The following is a 15,441-nucleotide window of genomic DNA, read 5'->3' on the forward strand; positions in this document are numbered from 1 at the left end:
CGCTCCGGCACGGCCAGCGCAGCGTCACCGGGCGACCCAGCCCCGCTCGAAGGCGTGCCAGCCCAGTTGCAGCCGCGTCGTCACCCCGGCCAGCTCCATCAGCCGCTTCACCCGCCGCTGCACCGTCCGCAGTCCGAGATCGAGCTGTTTCGCCACGCTCGCGTCGGTCAGCCCGGCGAGCAGCAGCGACAGGATCCCCAGATCGGTCGCGTCGGGGCCGTCCGGGCCCTCCTCGGCCACCCGTCCGTCCTCGCCGAGCCGCAACGGCAGCGACTGCCGCCACACCGCCTCGAAGAGCCCGCTCAGCGATTCGAGCAGCCCGCTCGCGTGCACCACCAGCGCCGCGGGCTCGGCGGACCGGGACGTCAGCGGCACCATCGCCAGCGACCGGTCCGCGATCACCAGCTTCGTCGGCACCCGGTCCACGAGACGCACCTGCTCGTCCCGGCCGATCGCCGCGGACAGCTCCGCCAGCCCCCTGGGCAGGGACAGCACCTCGCGCTCGATGACGACCCGGTAGCCCACACCACGGCTGACGGCCTGCGGCTCCGCCTCGTTGTCCGTACCGGACACGGCGATCGGATTGTCGGTGACCAGGGCGCACACCTCCTCGGTCGCGCCGAGCTGGATCTGGAGGAAGCGCTGGGTGACGGCCGCCGACCCGGTGACCACCTCCACCAGATCGTGCACGGCCGTCTCGGACGCCTGCGCCCGGTACTCCTCGACGAGCCGGGCGGCCGTCAGCTCCGCCTTCTCCAGCTCGTGCCGCTGCTGGGCGAGCAGGGCGCCGAGCGCGATCCCGGGCGGCGCCGCCACCCAGCGGCCGGGCCGCGCCGACGACTGGGCGGCGAGACCGTGCCGTTCGAGGCGGCGCAGGATGCGCTCCGTCTCGTACTCGGCGTGCGCGAGCCGCAGCGCGAGATCCGGCACGTCGGCGGCTCCCACCGCCACCAGGGCGCGGTACGCCGTCTCGTGCGCCTCGTCCAGACCTATCGCGCCCAGCATGCGGTGACGCCCCTCCCTCGGCTTGCGTTCCGTCGCCCCCGTGGCGGGAAACAGCCACGGCATGTTCCCGCCGCGCTCATCTTCCCCGCACCTGACGTCACTCTGCCAATGTGGCGCCACCGCAGCACCAACACCCGCCGGGAATACGGGCTTTGCCCTGTATTCACCTGCGCATTCACTTGGGGAGAGCGATGCGCCCGATAGCGCGTACGGCCCTGGTGGCGGCGACCGCCGCCGCTCTGGCCGTCACGGTGGCCGTGCCGTCCGGGGCAGCGGAGGGGGCCGCCCCGGACCATGGCCGTCCACTGGTCGGCAGCACCGCCGCGGCCGCGACGTCCACGACCGCGACGGTGACCCTGGTGACCGGAGACCGCGTCCTGGTCACCACCGACGCCGACGGCAACAGCTCCGCGACGGCCCTGCCCGCCGAGGACGGCTCCACGCCACTGCTGCAGACCCGCCGCTCCGGCAAGGACCTCTACGCCTACCCGGACGGCGCCGCGCAGGCGCTCGCCACGGGCCGGGTCGACGAGGAACTGTTCAACGTCACCGGGCTGATCCGGCAGGGCTACGACGACCAGCACAGCGCGACACTCCCGCTCATCGCCACCTACGACCGCTCCGTCGACGTCGCCCGCAGCGTGCCCGCCACCCCGCGCGGCGCCGAGCGCGGCCTCGTCCTCGACCCGATCGACGGCGTCGCCCTCAAGGCCGACAAGAAGAAGGCCACCGCCTTCTGGGCCGACATCGCCACTCCCCGCTCCCGCGCGGCCGGTGACCTGAAGAAGCTGTGGCTCGACGCCAAGGCGGAGTCGCTGCTCGCCGATTCGACGAAGCAGGTGCACGCCGATCAGGCGTGGGCCGCGGGCTACGACGGCAAGGGCACCAAGGTCGCCGTCCTCGACACCGGCGTCGACACCGAACACCCCGACCTCAAGGGCCGGGTCGCCGCGTCGAAGAACTTCACCGACTCCGCCGACGCCGACGACCACAACGGCCACGGCACCCACACCACGTCCACCGTCGGCGGCACCGGCGCGGCGAGCGGCGGCAAGGAGAAGGGCGTCGCCCCCGAGGCCACCCTGCTCAACGGCAAGGTCCTGAACGACAGTGGCGGCGGCGCCACTTCGTGGATCATCGCCGGAATGCAGTGGGCCGTCGACGAGGGCGCCGACGTGGTCTCCATGAGCCTCGGCAACCCGTCCGAGCTGGACTGCTCCGACCCCATGGCACAGGCCACCCAGGAACTCGCCCGGTCCGCGAAGAACACCCTCTTCGTCATCGCCGCGGGCAACTCGGGACCGCACAACAACACGGTCTCCTCGCCCGGTTGCGTCCCCGAGGTGCTCACCGTCGGCGCCGTCGACAGCGACGACGCCACCGCGAACTTCTCCAGCCGCAGCCCCGTCCAGCGCACCCACACCCTGAAGCCCGAGATCGCCGCACCCGGCGTCGCCGTCAAGGCCGCGGCGGCAGGCGGCCGGGGCGTGTACGCGTACCAGTCCATGAGCGGTACGTCGATGGCCACCCCGCACGTCGCGGGCGCCGCGGCCGTCGTCAAGCAGCGCCACCCCGACTGGAGCGCGCAGCAGATCAAGCAGGCCCTCGTCTCCTCCGCCGACGCCGGCATCCCCGGCGACGTGCGCGAGACCGGCGGCGGCCGGCTCGACGTGAAGGCCGCGATCGACCAGACCGTGCTCGGCGCCGACGCCGTCCAGGGCGGCACCTTCAACTGGCCCCAGGACAAGAGCGACCGCACCACCGTCCAGGTTCCGTACACCAACACCACCGGCAAGCCGGTGAAGCTGACCCTGTCCGTCGCCCGCGTCACCGGCAACGACGGCTCCACGGTCCGCTCGAAGACCGCCGCCCTCGGCGCGCGCACCGTCACGGTCCCCGCGGGCGGCACCGCCCGGGTGCCGCTGACCCTCGACCCGGCGGCGCACCTCACGGCCGCCCAGTACGGCGACGTCACCGGCCGCGTCCTCGCCACCGGACCGGGCGGCGTGCACCTGAGCACCCCGTTCTCGCTGTACGTGCAGCCCGAGACGGTGACCCTGCGCGTCAAGGTCGTCGACCGGCAGGGCAACCCCGCGACCGGCGCTTCCTCGCTCGACGTCATCGGCATGGACGAGGCGTCCGGCGAGCGGCGCGTGAACGACGGCGCCACCGACCAGACCTACCAACTGCGCCCCGGCGCCTACTTCCTGTCCAGCTTCGTCGCGACGCCCGCCGCCCAGGGCACGCTCGTCGACTCGGCGACCTACCTCGGCCGCCCCCAGCTGACCCTCACCAAGGACACCACCGTCGTCCTGGACGCCCGCAAGGCCCACAAGCTGAGCATCAGGACGGACCGGGACAGCGAGGTGCGCGGCGTCTCCCTCGGCTTCGCCCGCACCTTCGGGACCGACAACTGGCTGCACTCGGCGTCCATCCAGGGCTCGCGCACGGTGCGCGCCTACTACGCCGACGTCCAGGGCCGCGCGACCGACGGCACCTTCGAGTTCGACAGCTTCTGGCGCGCCGCAGCCCCGCAGATCAGCGAGTTCGGGGTCGTCGGCGGACCCGCCCTGCACCCGGTGACCGGCTCCACCAACTCCGCGAACCTCGACGGCACCGGCACCGCCGGAATCGTCGACGGCGGCTCCGGCACGGCCGCCGAACTGGCCGCATCCAAGGACAAATTGGCGCTGGTCAAGCTGCCCGACGGCGGCTCCGCGTCCGCTGTCGCCCAGGCCGCGGCCAAGGCCGGCGCCAAGGGCGTCGTGCTCTACCGCGAGGCCGCGGGCCGCTGGTACCCGGCGACCGGCTTCACCGGCGGCCCGCTGCCGACGCTCGCCCTGGAGACGGCCGAGGGCACCGCGCTCGCCGCCCGCATCGCCTCCGGCGCCACGACGCTCCACTGGAAGGCCACGGCCACGAGCCCGTACAGCTACACCCTGGCCTTCCCCGAGAGCGGCCAACTGCGCGACGACCGCACCTACCGCGTCGCCGACCGCGACCTCGCCACGAACAAGGCGACGTACCGGGCGATGGGCACCGCCGCCGACTACCTGGACTTCCCGTCGGTGACCCGCCCGAACGGCCTGACCGCCGGCTTCGGCGACCTGCTGACGGCCCCCGCGCCGTCCACCCGCACCGAGCTGTACTCCACGGGCGGCACCGGCTTCGGCCACGAGGTGTCCAGCGCCTTCCCGTTCGGCGAGTTCATGAGCGACCCGGCGCGCACCTACAAGAAGGGCGAGCGGCGCACCGAGGAGTGGTACGGCGGTGTCCTCGCCCCCACGACGCCGCTGACCGCCACCGGTGAGCAGGCCCTCGCCGCCGAGCGGCAGGGCAACCTGATCGGTGTCGCGCCCGGCTTCTGGGGCGACGGGCAGCACCAGGGCGTCCAGGGCTCGTTCGGCGACATCGGCGGCATGCAGCTGACGCGTGACGGCGAGGAGATCGGGCGCAGCGCCTGGCCTTACGGGGTGTTCGAGGTCCCGGCCGACGACGCCGCGTACGAACTCACCCTCCAGACCACCAAGATCGGCTCCAAGGTCTGGAACCGCTCGACCCTGACGAGCACGACCTGGTCGTTCCGCTCGCACCTCGACGAGGACGTCTACTCGCAGGGAGTCCCGCTGCTCTTCCCGCACCTGGCGCTTCCCGAGGACGGTCTCAAGACCCTCGCCGCGAAGGGCGGCCAGAAGATCGCCCTGACGGCGACGGGCCACGCGGGATACAAGCCCGGTGACCTCACCGAGGCCGCGCTCTCGTACTCCTACGACGGCGGGGAGACCTGGACGGAGGCCACCACCTCCCGCCACGACGGCAGTTGGACCGCGACCGTGGACCACGCGGGCGCTTCCGGCAAGCAGGTCACGCTGAAGGTGCGGCTCACCGACGCGAAGGGCGCCTCGGTCACCCAGACAGTGACCCGCGCGTACGACGTTCGCTAGTTCGAGCCGTCACACGAACCGGTCCGCCGGGCGGTCTCCCCGTGGGGGGTGGGGCCGCCCGGCGGATCTTTTGTGCGGGGGTTTTTCCCGATGCCCCGTTTTCGTACGGCCCGTGACGTGGACAATAAGGGCATGAGCCAGCAGGGGGAGAGGTCCACCGGCCACCGGTCCCAGGAATCCCGCAAGTCCAGGGAGTCCCGGGAGGACGACTGGTGGGGGCAGTTGTACGAGGACGAGGCAGCCGCCGCCGACACCGGTCCGACCCCGGCCGCGGACTCGCTGGACGACCGCTTCGCCTCGGTCGGTTCGGTGACGACCGCGCCCGCGGACCGGCCCGCGATCCCGTCCCCGCCGCCGTGGGATCCGCCGCCGCCCGAGCCGCCCGCACCCGGCGGCCTGCCCTCGCTGCCGTCCGACACGGCCGGACCGAGCGGCCCGCCCGCCCCGAAGGCGCCGCCCCGGCCCGCCGGGGCACCCGCCGCCGTGCCCGACGCGTCCGTGCCCGACACGTCCGTGCCCGCACCCGGTGGCCCCGGTGGTCCACCTCCGCCCCCGGCCCCGCTCCCTCGGCAGGCGGCACCTCCCGGCCCCGACCCACGGACCGCCCCGGCGGCCGAACAACCCCCCGAGCCCCCGGTTCCCGCCCGGCCGCCGGAGCCGCCCGCCCCGCCCACGGTCGCGTACGTGGGTGACGGCCCGCCCACCTACGAGCCCGAGCCCACCGCGCTGCCCGTCGCGGACCCCGACGACCTGGACGACCTCGTGGCCGACACCGTGCTCGACGGGGCGCGGTACGGCTCCTGCGTGCTGCGGGCGGCCTCCGTGCGCGGCGACTCCGCGCGCTACCGGGGCGAGCCCCGTCGCGACAGCCTCCTGACCGCACGCTTCGGCAGCGGGTCCGGCGCGCTGATCCTCGTCGCGCTGGCGACCGGCGCCCGCGCCACCCCGGGCGCGCACCGGGCCGCCGCCGAGGTCTGCGACTGGATCGGGCGGGCCGTCGGGCTCAGCCACGCCCGGCTGGCCGAGGACATCAGGGCGGGCCGGCGCGGCGACCTCAAGTCGGGGCTGCACCGGCTCACCGACCGCAGCCTGGGCAAGCTGCGCGCCGCCGCCGCCGAGCAGGGCCTCGACCCCGACGAGTACAGCGCCACCCTGCGCTGCCTGCTCCTGCCGGCCGACCCCGCCTGCCGCACCCGCGTCTACTTCGGCGTCGGCGGCGGCGGCCTGTTCCGGCTGCGGGACGGCGCCTGGCAGGACATCGAGCCGAGCATCGTCGAGCAGCGCACCGGCGCGCCCGTGGTCGGGTACGGATCGTCCCCGCCCGCCGAGACGCCCGAGGGCGACCACCTCACCATGGACCTGGGCATCACCACCCCGCCCAGCCCCTACGAACCGGCGCCGCAGCCGCCCCGCGACCCGTTCCGGTTCCGCGCCTCCGTCGCCCGCCCGGGGGACACCCTGCTGCTGTGCACGGCGGGCCTCGCCGAGCCGCTGCGCGGCGAGCCGGACCTGGCCCGCCACCTCGCGGACCGCTGGACGGACGCCGAGCCGCCGGGCCTCGCCGCGTTCCTCGCGGACACCCAGGTCAGGGTCAAGGGGTACGCGGACGATCGCACGGCCGCCGCCGTTTGGGAGGCGTAACGCGGCGCCGTGTGAATTCATGGAACCCGGAAGCAGTGATCGGCCCCGAGACCGAGCCCGGGGCCGAGACCGACACCGGGTTCCGAAGGGGCACACACGTCATGGCCAAGCAGAACGTCGCGGAACAGTTCGTCGACATCCTCGTCCGCGCGGGCGTCAAGCGCATGTACGGCGTCGTCGGCGACAGCCTCAACCCGGTCGTCGACGCCATCCGCCGCAACAGCGCCATCGACTGGATCCACGTACGCCACGAGGAGACCGCCGCCTTCGCCGCGGGCGCCGAGGCCCAGATCACCGGGCAGATGACCGCCTGCGCGGGCTCCTGCGGCCCCGGCAACCTGCACCTCATCAACGGCCTGTACGACGCCCACCGCTCGATGGCGCCCGTGCTCGCCCTCGCCTCGCACATCCCGTCCAGCGAGATCGGCCTCGGCTACTTCCAGGAGACCCACCCCGACCGGCTCTTCGCCGAGTGCTCGCACTACAGCGAGATGATCTCCAGCCCGAAGCAGATGCCCCGGGTGCTCCAGACCGCGATCCAGCACGCTGTGGGCCGTTCGGGTGTCAGTGTCGTCTCGCTGCCCGGCGACGTCGCCGACGAGGCCGCCCCGGACAGCGGCATCGAGACCGCGATCGTCACGTCCCGGCCCACGATCCGCCCCGGCGACGCCGAGATCGACAAGCTCGTCGAGATGATCGACGAGGCCGGCAAGGTCACCCTGTTCTGCGGCAGCGGCACCGCCGGCGCGCACGCCGAGGTCATGGAGTTCGCCGAGAAGATCAAGTCGCCGGTCGGCCACGCGCTGCGCGGCAAGGAGTGGATCCAGTACGACAACCCCTTCGACGTCGGCATGAGCGGACTGCTCGGCTACGGCGCCGCCTACGAGGCCACCCACGAGTGCGACCTGCTGATCCTGCTCGGCACCGACTTCCCCTACAACGCGTTCCTGCCGCAGAAGGACGTCAAGATCGTCCAGGTCGACGTCCGGCCCGAGCACCTCGGCCGCCGCTCCAAGCTCGACCTCGCCGTGTGGGGCGACGTCCGCGAGACGCTGCGCTGTCTGACCCCGCGCGTGAAGCCGAAGAGCAGCCGGCGCTTCCTCGACAAGATGCTGAAGAAGCACGCCGACCACCTCGAAGGCGTCGTCAAGGCGTACACCCGCAAGGTCGAGAAGCACGTCCCGATCCACCCCGAGTACGTCGCCTCCGTCGTCGACGAACTCGCCTCCGAGGACGCCGTGTTCACCGTCGACACCGGCATGTGCAACGTGTGGGCGGCCCGCTACATCTCGCCCAACGGGCGGCGCCGCGTCATCGGCTCGTTCTCCCACGGCTCGATGGCGAACGCGCTGCCGATGGCGATCGGCGCCCAGTTCACCGACCGGAACCGGCAGGTCATCTCCATGTCGGGCGACGGCGGCTTCTCGATGCTGATGGGCGACTTCCTCACGCTGGTCCAGTACGACCTGCCCGTGAAGGTCGTCCTCTTCAACAACTCCGCTCTGGGAATGGTGGAGTTGGAGATGCTCGTGGCCGGTCTGCCGTCCTACGGCACGACCAACAAGAACCCCGACTTCGCCGCCGTCGCACGGGCCGCCGGGGCGTACGGCGTGCGCGTCGAGAAGCCCAAGCAGCTGGAGAGCGCGCTGAAGGACGCCTTTAAGCACAAGGGCCCGGCGCTCGTCGACATCGTCACCGACCCGAACGCGCTGTCCATCCCGCCGAAGATCAGCGCCGAGATGGTGACGGGCTTCGCGCTCTCCGCCTCCAAGATCGTCCTCGACGGCGGGGTGGGCCGCATGGTGCAGATGGCCCGCTCCAACCTGCGCAACGTGCCGCGCCCCTGACGATCCGCCGCAGGGCGCGGCACCCGCGGCCGCGGCTCAGGCGGGCCGCAGCCGCAGCGTCACGATCTGGAACGGGCGCAGGGCCAGCGACAGGCCCGCGTCCGACGTGGCCGCGGGGTGCAGCGGACGCTCCAGGAGGTCCGTCTCGTCGGCGCCGGCCACCGGGAACGACGTCGTCAGCGTCGCCGCCGCACGGCCGCCCCGCGACTCGTAGAGCCGCACGACGACATCGCCGCTGCGGTCCTCGGCGAGCTTCACCGACTCCACCGTCACCGCCGGATGGTCGACCGCGACGAGCGGGGCGACGTCCGGCGCGTCCGCGATCCGCAGCGGCAGATTGAGCGCGAGCCCCTCGGCCACCGCGTCCCCCGTCGTCGCGCCCGGCAGCAGCGCGTACGTGAAGCGGTGCGTGCCGAGATCGGTCTCCGGATCGGGGCTGTGCGGGGCGCGCAGCAGCGTCAGCCGGACGGTGGTGCCGAGTCCCTCGCCGTGCGGTGCCCGCGTCACATCATGGCCGTACGTCGAGTCGTTGAGCAGCGCGACCCCGTACTCCTCCTCCGCGACCCGCAGCCAGCGGTGCGCGCAGATCTCGTAACGGGCCGCGTCCCAGCCGGTGTTGGCGTGCGTGGGCCGCTGCACATGGCCGAACTGGATCTCGGCGGCGGACCGTTCGGCGTGCACGTCCAGCGGGAAGGCCGCCTTGAGGACCTTCTCGGACTCCTGCCAGTCGATGTCCGTGACCACCTCCAGGCGGCGGCTGCCTGCGGCGAGCCGGTACTCCTGGGTGACACGGGACTTCCCGAAGGAGCGGACGACGCGCACCGTGACCCGCAGGGGCCCGTCCTCGACCAGCTCCACCGACTCGGCGTCCGTCAGATCGGTGCGGGTGTGCCGGTAGTGGGCGTCCAGGTCCCAGGCGTCGTACTGGGTCGGGTGGTCGGGGTGCAGTTGCAGGAGGTTCCCGCGGGCGCCGGGGGTCAGCACCTCGCGGCCGCCGTGCTCCAGGTCCCGCACGGAGGCGAGGAGCCCGTCGGCATCGATGGCCACGGTCAGGTACTCGTTCGCGAGCACGATCTTCTCGTCCGCCTCCCGGGTCGCCGCCGCGTGCGCGCCGGGACCACGGGTGTGCGCCGCGGCTTCGGCCAGCGACCTGCCGCCGAGCCCGTCGACGTTCACGTGCACCAACTGACCCTCGTGCGCGACGACTTCACTGCGCGAGTAGGGCGACGCGTTGAGCGCCGACGGCTCCCCGCCGCCGAGCCGGCGCACCGCGTCGGCCGTGAGCGCGTCCAGCTCGGCGAGGACGCGTGCGTAGGTCTCCCGGGCCTCCCGGTGGACCCAGGCGATCGACGAACCGGGGAGGATGTCATGGAACTGGTGCAGCAGCACCGTCTTCCAGATCCGGTCCAGATCGTCGTACGGGTACGAGTACGACGGATCGCGCAGCGCGGCCGCCGTGCACCACAACTCGGCCTCGCGCAGGGCGTGTTCGCTGCGCCGGTTGCCCTGCTTCGTCTTGGCCTGCGTGGTGTACGTGGCCCGGTGCATCTCCAGGTACAGCTCGCCGGACCAGACCGGCGCCCGCTCCCCGTACTCCTGATATGCGGCCTCGAAGAACGCCGCCGGCTTCTCGATCTCCACCGTCGGCGAGCCCTCCAGCGAGCGCAGCCGGCGCGCCTTCTCCAGCATCTCGCGGGTCGGACCGCCGCCGCCGTCGCCCCAGCCGAACGGCACGAGCGAGCGCGACGCGCCGCCCTTCTCCGCGAAGTTCCGCTCCGCGTGGGCCAGTTCACGGGCGTGGAACTGGGCGTTGTACGTGTCCACGGGCGGGAAGTGGGTGAAGACCCGGGTGCCGTCGATGCCCTCCCACCAGAACGTGTGGTGCGGCATCTTGTTCGTCTGGTTCCAGCTCAGCTTCTGCGTCAGGAACCACTTGGCGCCCGCCAGCTTCGCCAGCTGCGGGAAGGCGGCGGTGTATCCGAAGGAGTCGGGCAGCCACACCTCCTCCGTCTCCACGCCCAGCTCGTCGAGGAAGAACCGCTTGCCGTGGACCAGCTGCCGGGCCAGCGCCTCGCCGCCCGGCATGTTGGCGTCCGACTCCACCCACATCGAGCCGACCGGCGCCCAGTTGCCGTCCGCCACCGCCTTCTTGATCCGCTCCCAGATGTGCGGCTGGTGCTCCTTCACCCACGCGTATTGCTGGGCCTGCGAGCAGGCGAAGACCAGCTCCGGATAGTCCCGGGCGAGCGCCGTGACGTTGGCGAACGTCCGGGACGCCTTGCGGACCGTCTCGCGCAGCGGCCACAGCCACGCCGAGTCGATGTGGGCGTGCCCGGCCGCCGAGATCCGGTGGGCGCTGGCGTGCGCGGGACGGGCCAGGACCTCGGCCAGCTCGGCGCGGGCCGCGGCCGCCGTGCCGGACACGTCGTGCAGATCGAGCGCGTCCAGCATCCGCTCCAGGGCACGCAGGATGTCGTGGCGCCGGCCCCGGTCCGCGTCCAGCTCGTGCATCAGCTCGGAGAGCACTTCGACGTCGAGCACGAGATGCCAGACGGTCTCGTCGAGTACGGCCAGATCGGCAGCGCGGAATCGGTAGACGGGGCGATCCCCGGCCGTCAGCACGTCACCTAGCGGGGTGGGCGTGAAGTCCCGGATCACCGTCGGATTGGCCGCCGCCTCCAGCAGCAGATGTACCGGTTCGCCTCCCACCGCGCGCTGCGCCACGGTCAGCTGCCGGTTGCGCGGGTGGATGCCCTTGAGGGGGACGCCCGAGGCGTCGTAGAGCAGCCCCTCGGCCTGGAAGCCGGGCCCCTGCCCGGTGAACCCGGGGTCGACGACGGCCTCGACGTGCTGCCCGGCCCAATCCTCGGGCACCGCCCCGTCGAGGCGGAACCAACTGGTCGCCCAGGGACGGCCCCAGACGGTGCCGGGTGCGAAACGTTCGTAGTCGGCCTTCAGCGCCTCGGCGACGGGCACCGGCTCACCGGGCGCGTGCCACACGCTCAGTGTCAGCGGTGTGCGCTGCGCGTACTGCGCGGGTCGTACGAACTGACGCATCGCCCGATCGAGTCGGCCCTCCACGAGCTGTCGGTCGTCGTGCACGGCGGCTCCTTTCCCGTACTCGTCTCGCGTGGATCCCTCGCTTCCCTTCCCCGCACCGCCGGTGGACACCCCGTCGGTGATGGACGAATCAACAGGAGTGCGGACAGAGCAGCGGGGAATGCATGGCCGTGTACGCGTTCGACAGACAGGCCGAGGAGTGCGAGTCCGGAAGCGAGAGAGGCATCGTGATCGGCGTGTGGGCGGGGGTAATGAAACGGCAGGTGCACGACACCAAGGACAGGGTGGCCCCGACGATGGAGGGGGCACCACGGCAGCTCAAGCGGAAGCTGGGCCGCGCGGACCTGCGAGCGGTACCGGAGACCAGGCGCGAACTGCGCGAACTGCTCCGGCTCTGGGGCAGGCCGGGACGAACGGAGATAGCCGAGCTGCTCACCAGTGAACTGGTCACCAACGCGCTGGTGCACACCGACCGGGACGCGGAACTCATCGCGACCGTGGGCCCCAGGGGCCTGCGAGTGGAGGTACGGGACGAAGCGGCCCACCGGCCGAAGCTGCGGGTACCGAACGCCGACGACGGTACGCACAGCACACACGGCCGGGGTCTGCTGCTGGTCCAGTCGCTCGCGGACGCCTGGGGCGTCGCGGCGCTCGGCGCCGGAAGGGTGGGGAAGGTGGTGTGGTTCGAACTGCACACGGGTGCGGGCGGCGTCCTGTGACACCGCCCGCACCCGTGTGACGGAACGTCAGCCGAACTGCTGCTCAAGGTCCTTGAGCTTGCGCTCCAGGGTGTCGAGCCGGGGCAGCGCCTGAGTGTCGTCCTCGGCCGTCAGGTCGACGGTCACGGGCGGTTGCTCAGTGCCGCCCCTGACGGCTTGGAGCGAGGGCCGGGCGCGCAGCGGAAGCTGGTCCTGTGAAGGCTGGGTTCCCGAGGATATGGCGGGCTCCGTGCTGCCCTGCGCGGAGCCCGCCGACGCGGCGACGGCCGGCACCTCCACCTGTCGGCCGCCGCGCCCGGTCAGGCCGCGGTGGCCCCGGCTGAGCGCCCGCAGTTGCGCCCGCTCCAGCTTCTGGTGCTCGCGCTGCCGCATCCGGTTCTGCACCTTCTGCCGCTTGTCCTCGCGGACCTCGTCCACCGCCTCGTCCAGCGTCCGGACGTTCTCCAGGAGCATCAGCGACCAGGCGCTGTACGTCTCCCGCGGCGCGCGCAGCCAGCGCACTATCCGGATCTGCGGCAACGGCCGCGGCACCAGGCCCTGTTCACGCAGCGCCGCGCGGCGCGTCTGCTTCAGGGCGCGGTCGAACAGGACCGCCGCCGACAGGGACATCCCCGCGAAGAAGTGCGGGGCGCCCGCGTGGTCGAGCCCTCGTGGCGCGTGCACCCAGTTGAACCAGGCGGCCGCACCGGCGAACGTCCATACGAGTATCCGCGAGCCGAGGGCGGCGTCGCCGTGGCTGGCCTCGCGCACCGCGAGCACCGAGCAGAACATCGCGGCGCCGTCGAGGCCGAACGGGACGAGGTACTCCCAGCCCCCGGACAGGCTCAGGTTCTGCCGGCCGAAGCCGACCAGGCCGTGGAAGGAGAGCGCGGCGGCGACGGCGGCGCAGCAGAACAGCAGCACGTACGAGGCGGTGCCGTAGACGGCCTCCTTGCGCCTGCGGCGCTCCTCGCTGCGTTCCCACGTCTCGTCCATCGACCCGCCCTTCTTGCCGTCCCCCGAGCGCCTGCCGCGCGCGAGGACCGCAACCGCCGCCAGTCCACCCAGGAGCAGTACGGCGCCCGGAAGCAGCCAGTCCAGCGATATGTCGGTCAGTCTCATCTGGGGTCCCTTGCGTTGCGGTAGGGCTTTCGGGCGCCATAGTGGCCCAGCCGTCCGAGCCCGCAGGGGGTTTCGGGACAAGAGAACGCCATTGGAGTGCAAGGGGGCGCGTAAAGCGGTCGTACGCTCGAACTCCCGCTGGAGAAAAGCAAGTTGAGTTCGATTTACGTCACTCGTACGAGTGGTTCAGGCCGCTGTGGTAGCCGTGAGGCGTGCGATGCGGTCCGCGTCGCAGGTGCGCGGACAGGTCACACAGGTGTCCTCGGGGCGCAGCGTGTAGAAGAGGCAGCAGCTGGCGCGGTCCCGGGTGGGCAGGGCCTCGCCCTCCGGTCCGGTCAGCTCCCGGAAGGCGGCCCGGCCGACGTACGGCTTCGTGGTGCCGGGCAGCAGCTCCTCCAGCTCGGCCATCGCGCGCCGCTCCTCGCCGAGCAGATGACCGACGTACCAGAGGCTCTCGACGATCTCGTCCGTCGCCATGCCCCACAGGGCGCGCGGGCCGCGCCGCATCCGTGGCCCGAAGCCGCTCAGGACGGGCAGGAGGTGGTCGGCGACCGCCGCGCGGACCTCCGCGCGCAGCGCCTCCTCGTCGGGGACGACGTGGGCGCCGGGCAGCCCCGCCGCCGGGTCGTCGGGCAGGCAGGCGAAGTCGGTGACGCGTACGGCCATCCGGCCCAGCGCCCGCTGGAAGGAGACGTGGGCGGCCGGGAAGCGCGGCACCCTGCGGTGCAGGAACCAGGGGGCGGTGATCAGCAGGCAGGCGGGCCAGGCATAGCGGTGCAGACCGAAGCTGGCGATGACGTCGGGGCGGGCCTGCTGCCCGTAGTCCTTGAGAACCTGCGCGTTGTCCCAGGCCAGGAAGGCGTCCAGGGCGGGGCCCTGCTGCGCCAGGTCCTCGGTGCGGACCCAGCCCGCGCCGTGGGGGAGGGGCTCGTCCGGGCCGAGCTCGATGATGCGCAGGCTCGGGAACACCTCGGTGAGGCGGGCGTACGCGGCCGACACCGCGCTGTCCGTCGCGGCATGCGCCGGGGTGAGGAGAGTCATGCAGGGACCACCGAATCGGGATCGTTTGCAGGTAAGCCTTACCTTACCCGACGTTTTCGGGGTTTGAACTGCGGGCCGGGCGCCCTATGGTTCTGGGTTGGGATAGGGACAAAGAGCGACGAACGGCTAGGAACGGCGGCGATGGGGATGACCGGGGTGGAGCAGGCCAGACCACGCGTCGCGCCTTTCGCGGTGCCGGAGCAGCGCGGTGCCGACTCCGCCGCCGCACTCTCCGAGCGCAGCCGGGGTGACCACACCCACAGCGAGCCGCCCGCGCCGCGGGTCACCGTCGAGCGGACGTCGGTGCGCGGGCAGGTCCTCGACGCCCTGCGGGCCGCGCTGCTCTCCGGTGAGCTGGCGCCCGGCGAGGTGTACTCGGCGCCGGTCCTGGGGGAGCGGTTCGGGGTCTCGGCCACGCCCGTGCGCGAGGCCATGCAGCTGCTGGCCCGGGAGGGCGCCGTCGAGGTCGTGCCGAACCGCGGGTTCCGGGTGACCGAGCGGACCGCCCGGGAGCTGGCCGAGCTGGCCGAGGTGCGGGCGCTCATCGAGGTGCCGGTGGTGCTGCGGCTCGCTCGCGCGGTGCCGGCCGGGCGCTGGGCCTCCCTGCGGCCCGTCGCCGAGGAGACCGTCTCGGCGGCCGCCTGTGGGGATGTCGCGCGCTATGTCGAGGCGGACCGGGCCTTTCATCGGGCCGTGCTGGGGCTCGGGGGGAACGAGCAGCTGGTGCGGGTTGCTGATGATCTTCGGCGCCGGATGATCTGGTCGGCCTGTGACCTCGCGGTCGATGCCGGGCAACATGTGGCGCTGCTCGACGCCTTGGAATCCCAGGACACGCTGTCCCTCCACCACGTCCTGGACGCGCACTACAACGCCTGATCCGCGATCTGCCCCCACCCGCCCTGGGCGAGCCCCGCCCGTCTTGGGCAATCTGCCGCCTGGGGCGGCAGGGTGGGCAAGGCGGCACCCCGGCGCGGGGTGAGCGCCTAATGGGCGGCCAGTTCAGCGCCGTTCGCGGGTGCGGCCCCGGTGGGGGCTGGTCGCGCAGTTCCCCGCGCCCCTGGCGGGGCGGATGCTGAGCCGCGA

At 72.6% G+C, this 15,441-nt stretch carries 9 protein-coding genes; 5 read left to right on the forward strand and 4 right to left on the reverse strand.

The window, feature by feature from the left end; genetic code table 11:
• Nucleotides 1-24 precede the first annotated feature (24 nt).
• Entirely contained in the window at nt 25-1,005 is a 981-nt protein-coding gene (locus ACFVDP_RS23045) for a helix-turn-helix transcriptional regulator (protein WP_383492472.1), read from the reverse strand.
• 191 nt (nt 1,006-1,196) lie between these two features.
• Between ACFVDP_RS23045 and ACFVDP_RS23050 the strand changes: the two genes are divergently transcribed.
• The 3 genes from ACFVDP_RS23050 (at nt 1,197) to ACFVDP_RS23060 (ending at nt 8,437) form a co-directional block, all read left to right on the forward strand.
• Entirely contained in the window at nt 1,197-4,949 is a 3,753-nt protein-coding gene (locus ACFVDP_RS23050; RefSeq protein ID WP_383492475.1) for a S8 family serine peptidase, read from the forward strand.
• Nucleotides 4,950-5,081: 132 nt separating this feature from the next.
• Nucleotides 5,082-6,590: a protein phosphatase 2C domain-containing protein gene (locus ACFVDP_RS23055; protein WP_383492478.1), complete on the forward strand. Its 1,509-nt coding sequence runs from the start codon at nt 5,082-5,084 to the stop codon at nt 6,588-6,590.
• Between the two features lie 101 nt (nt 6,591-6,691).
• Nucleotides 6,692-8,437 (forward strand): pyruvate dehydrogenase, encoded by a 1,746-nt coding sequence (locus ACFVDP_RS23060; RefSeq protein WP_383492481.1) that lies wholly within the window; start codon nt 6,692-6,694, stop codon nt 8,435-8,437.
• A 36-nt stretch (nt 8,438-8,473) separates the two neighbouring features.
• Here ACFVDP_RS23060 and ACFVDP_RS23065 read toward each other — a convergent pair whose 3' ends face one another.
• Nucleotides 8,474-11,539, reverse strand: a complete 3,066-nt coding sequence (locus ACFVDP_RS23065; protein WP_383492484.1) for an alpha-mannosidase — start codon at nt 11,537-11,539, stop codon at nt 8,474-8,476.
• Between the two features lie 254 nt (nt 11,540-11,793).
• Here ACFVDP_RS23065 and ACFVDP_RS23070 point away from each other — a divergent pair, with 254 nt between their 5' ends.
• Complete coding sequence (locus tag ACFVDP_RS23070; RefSeq protein ID WP_383492614.1) at nt 11,794-12,216, forward strand: ATP-binding protein; 423 nt, start codon at nt 11,794-11,796, stop codon at nt 12,214-12,216.
• A gap of 27 nt (nt 12,217-12,243) precedes the next feature.
• Here ACFVDP_RS23070 and ACFVDP_RS23075 read toward each other — a convergent pair whose 3' ends face one another.
• Both ACFVDP_RS23075 and ACFVDP_RS23080 read right to left on the reverse strand, forming a co-directional pair.
• The gene (locus ACFVDP_RS23075) at nt 12,244-13,317 is read right to left on the reverse strand and encodes a DUF2637 domain-containing protein (protein WP_383492487.1); all 1,074 of its coding nucleotides are present in this window, start codon (nt 13,315-13,317) and stop codon (nt 12,244-12,246) included.
• Nucleotides 13,318-13,503: 186 nt separating this feature from the next.
• On the reverse strand, nt 13,504-14,358 hold the full coding sequence (locus ACFVDP_RS23080) for a (2Fe-2S)-binding protein (RefSeq protein WP_383492489.1): 855 nt from the start codon (nt 14,356-14,358) through the stop codon (nt 13,504-13,506).
• 141 nt (nt 14,359-14,499) lie between these two features.
• On the opposite strand from ACFVDP_RS23080, the gene ACFVDP_RS23085 reads away from it, so the two are divergent.
• Nucleotides 14,500-15,234, forward strand: coding sequence for a GntR family transcriptional regulator (locus tag ACFVDP_RS23085; protein ID WP_383492492.1), 735 nt, complete (start codon nt 14,500-14,502; stop codon nt 15,232-15,234).
• Nucleotides 15,235-15,441: the final 207 nt, after the last annotated feature.

This window comes from Streptomyces sp. NPDC057694, assembly GCF_042799415.1.
Lineage (GTDB): Bacteria > Actinomycetota > Actinomycetes > Streptomycetales > Streptomycetaceae > Streptomyces.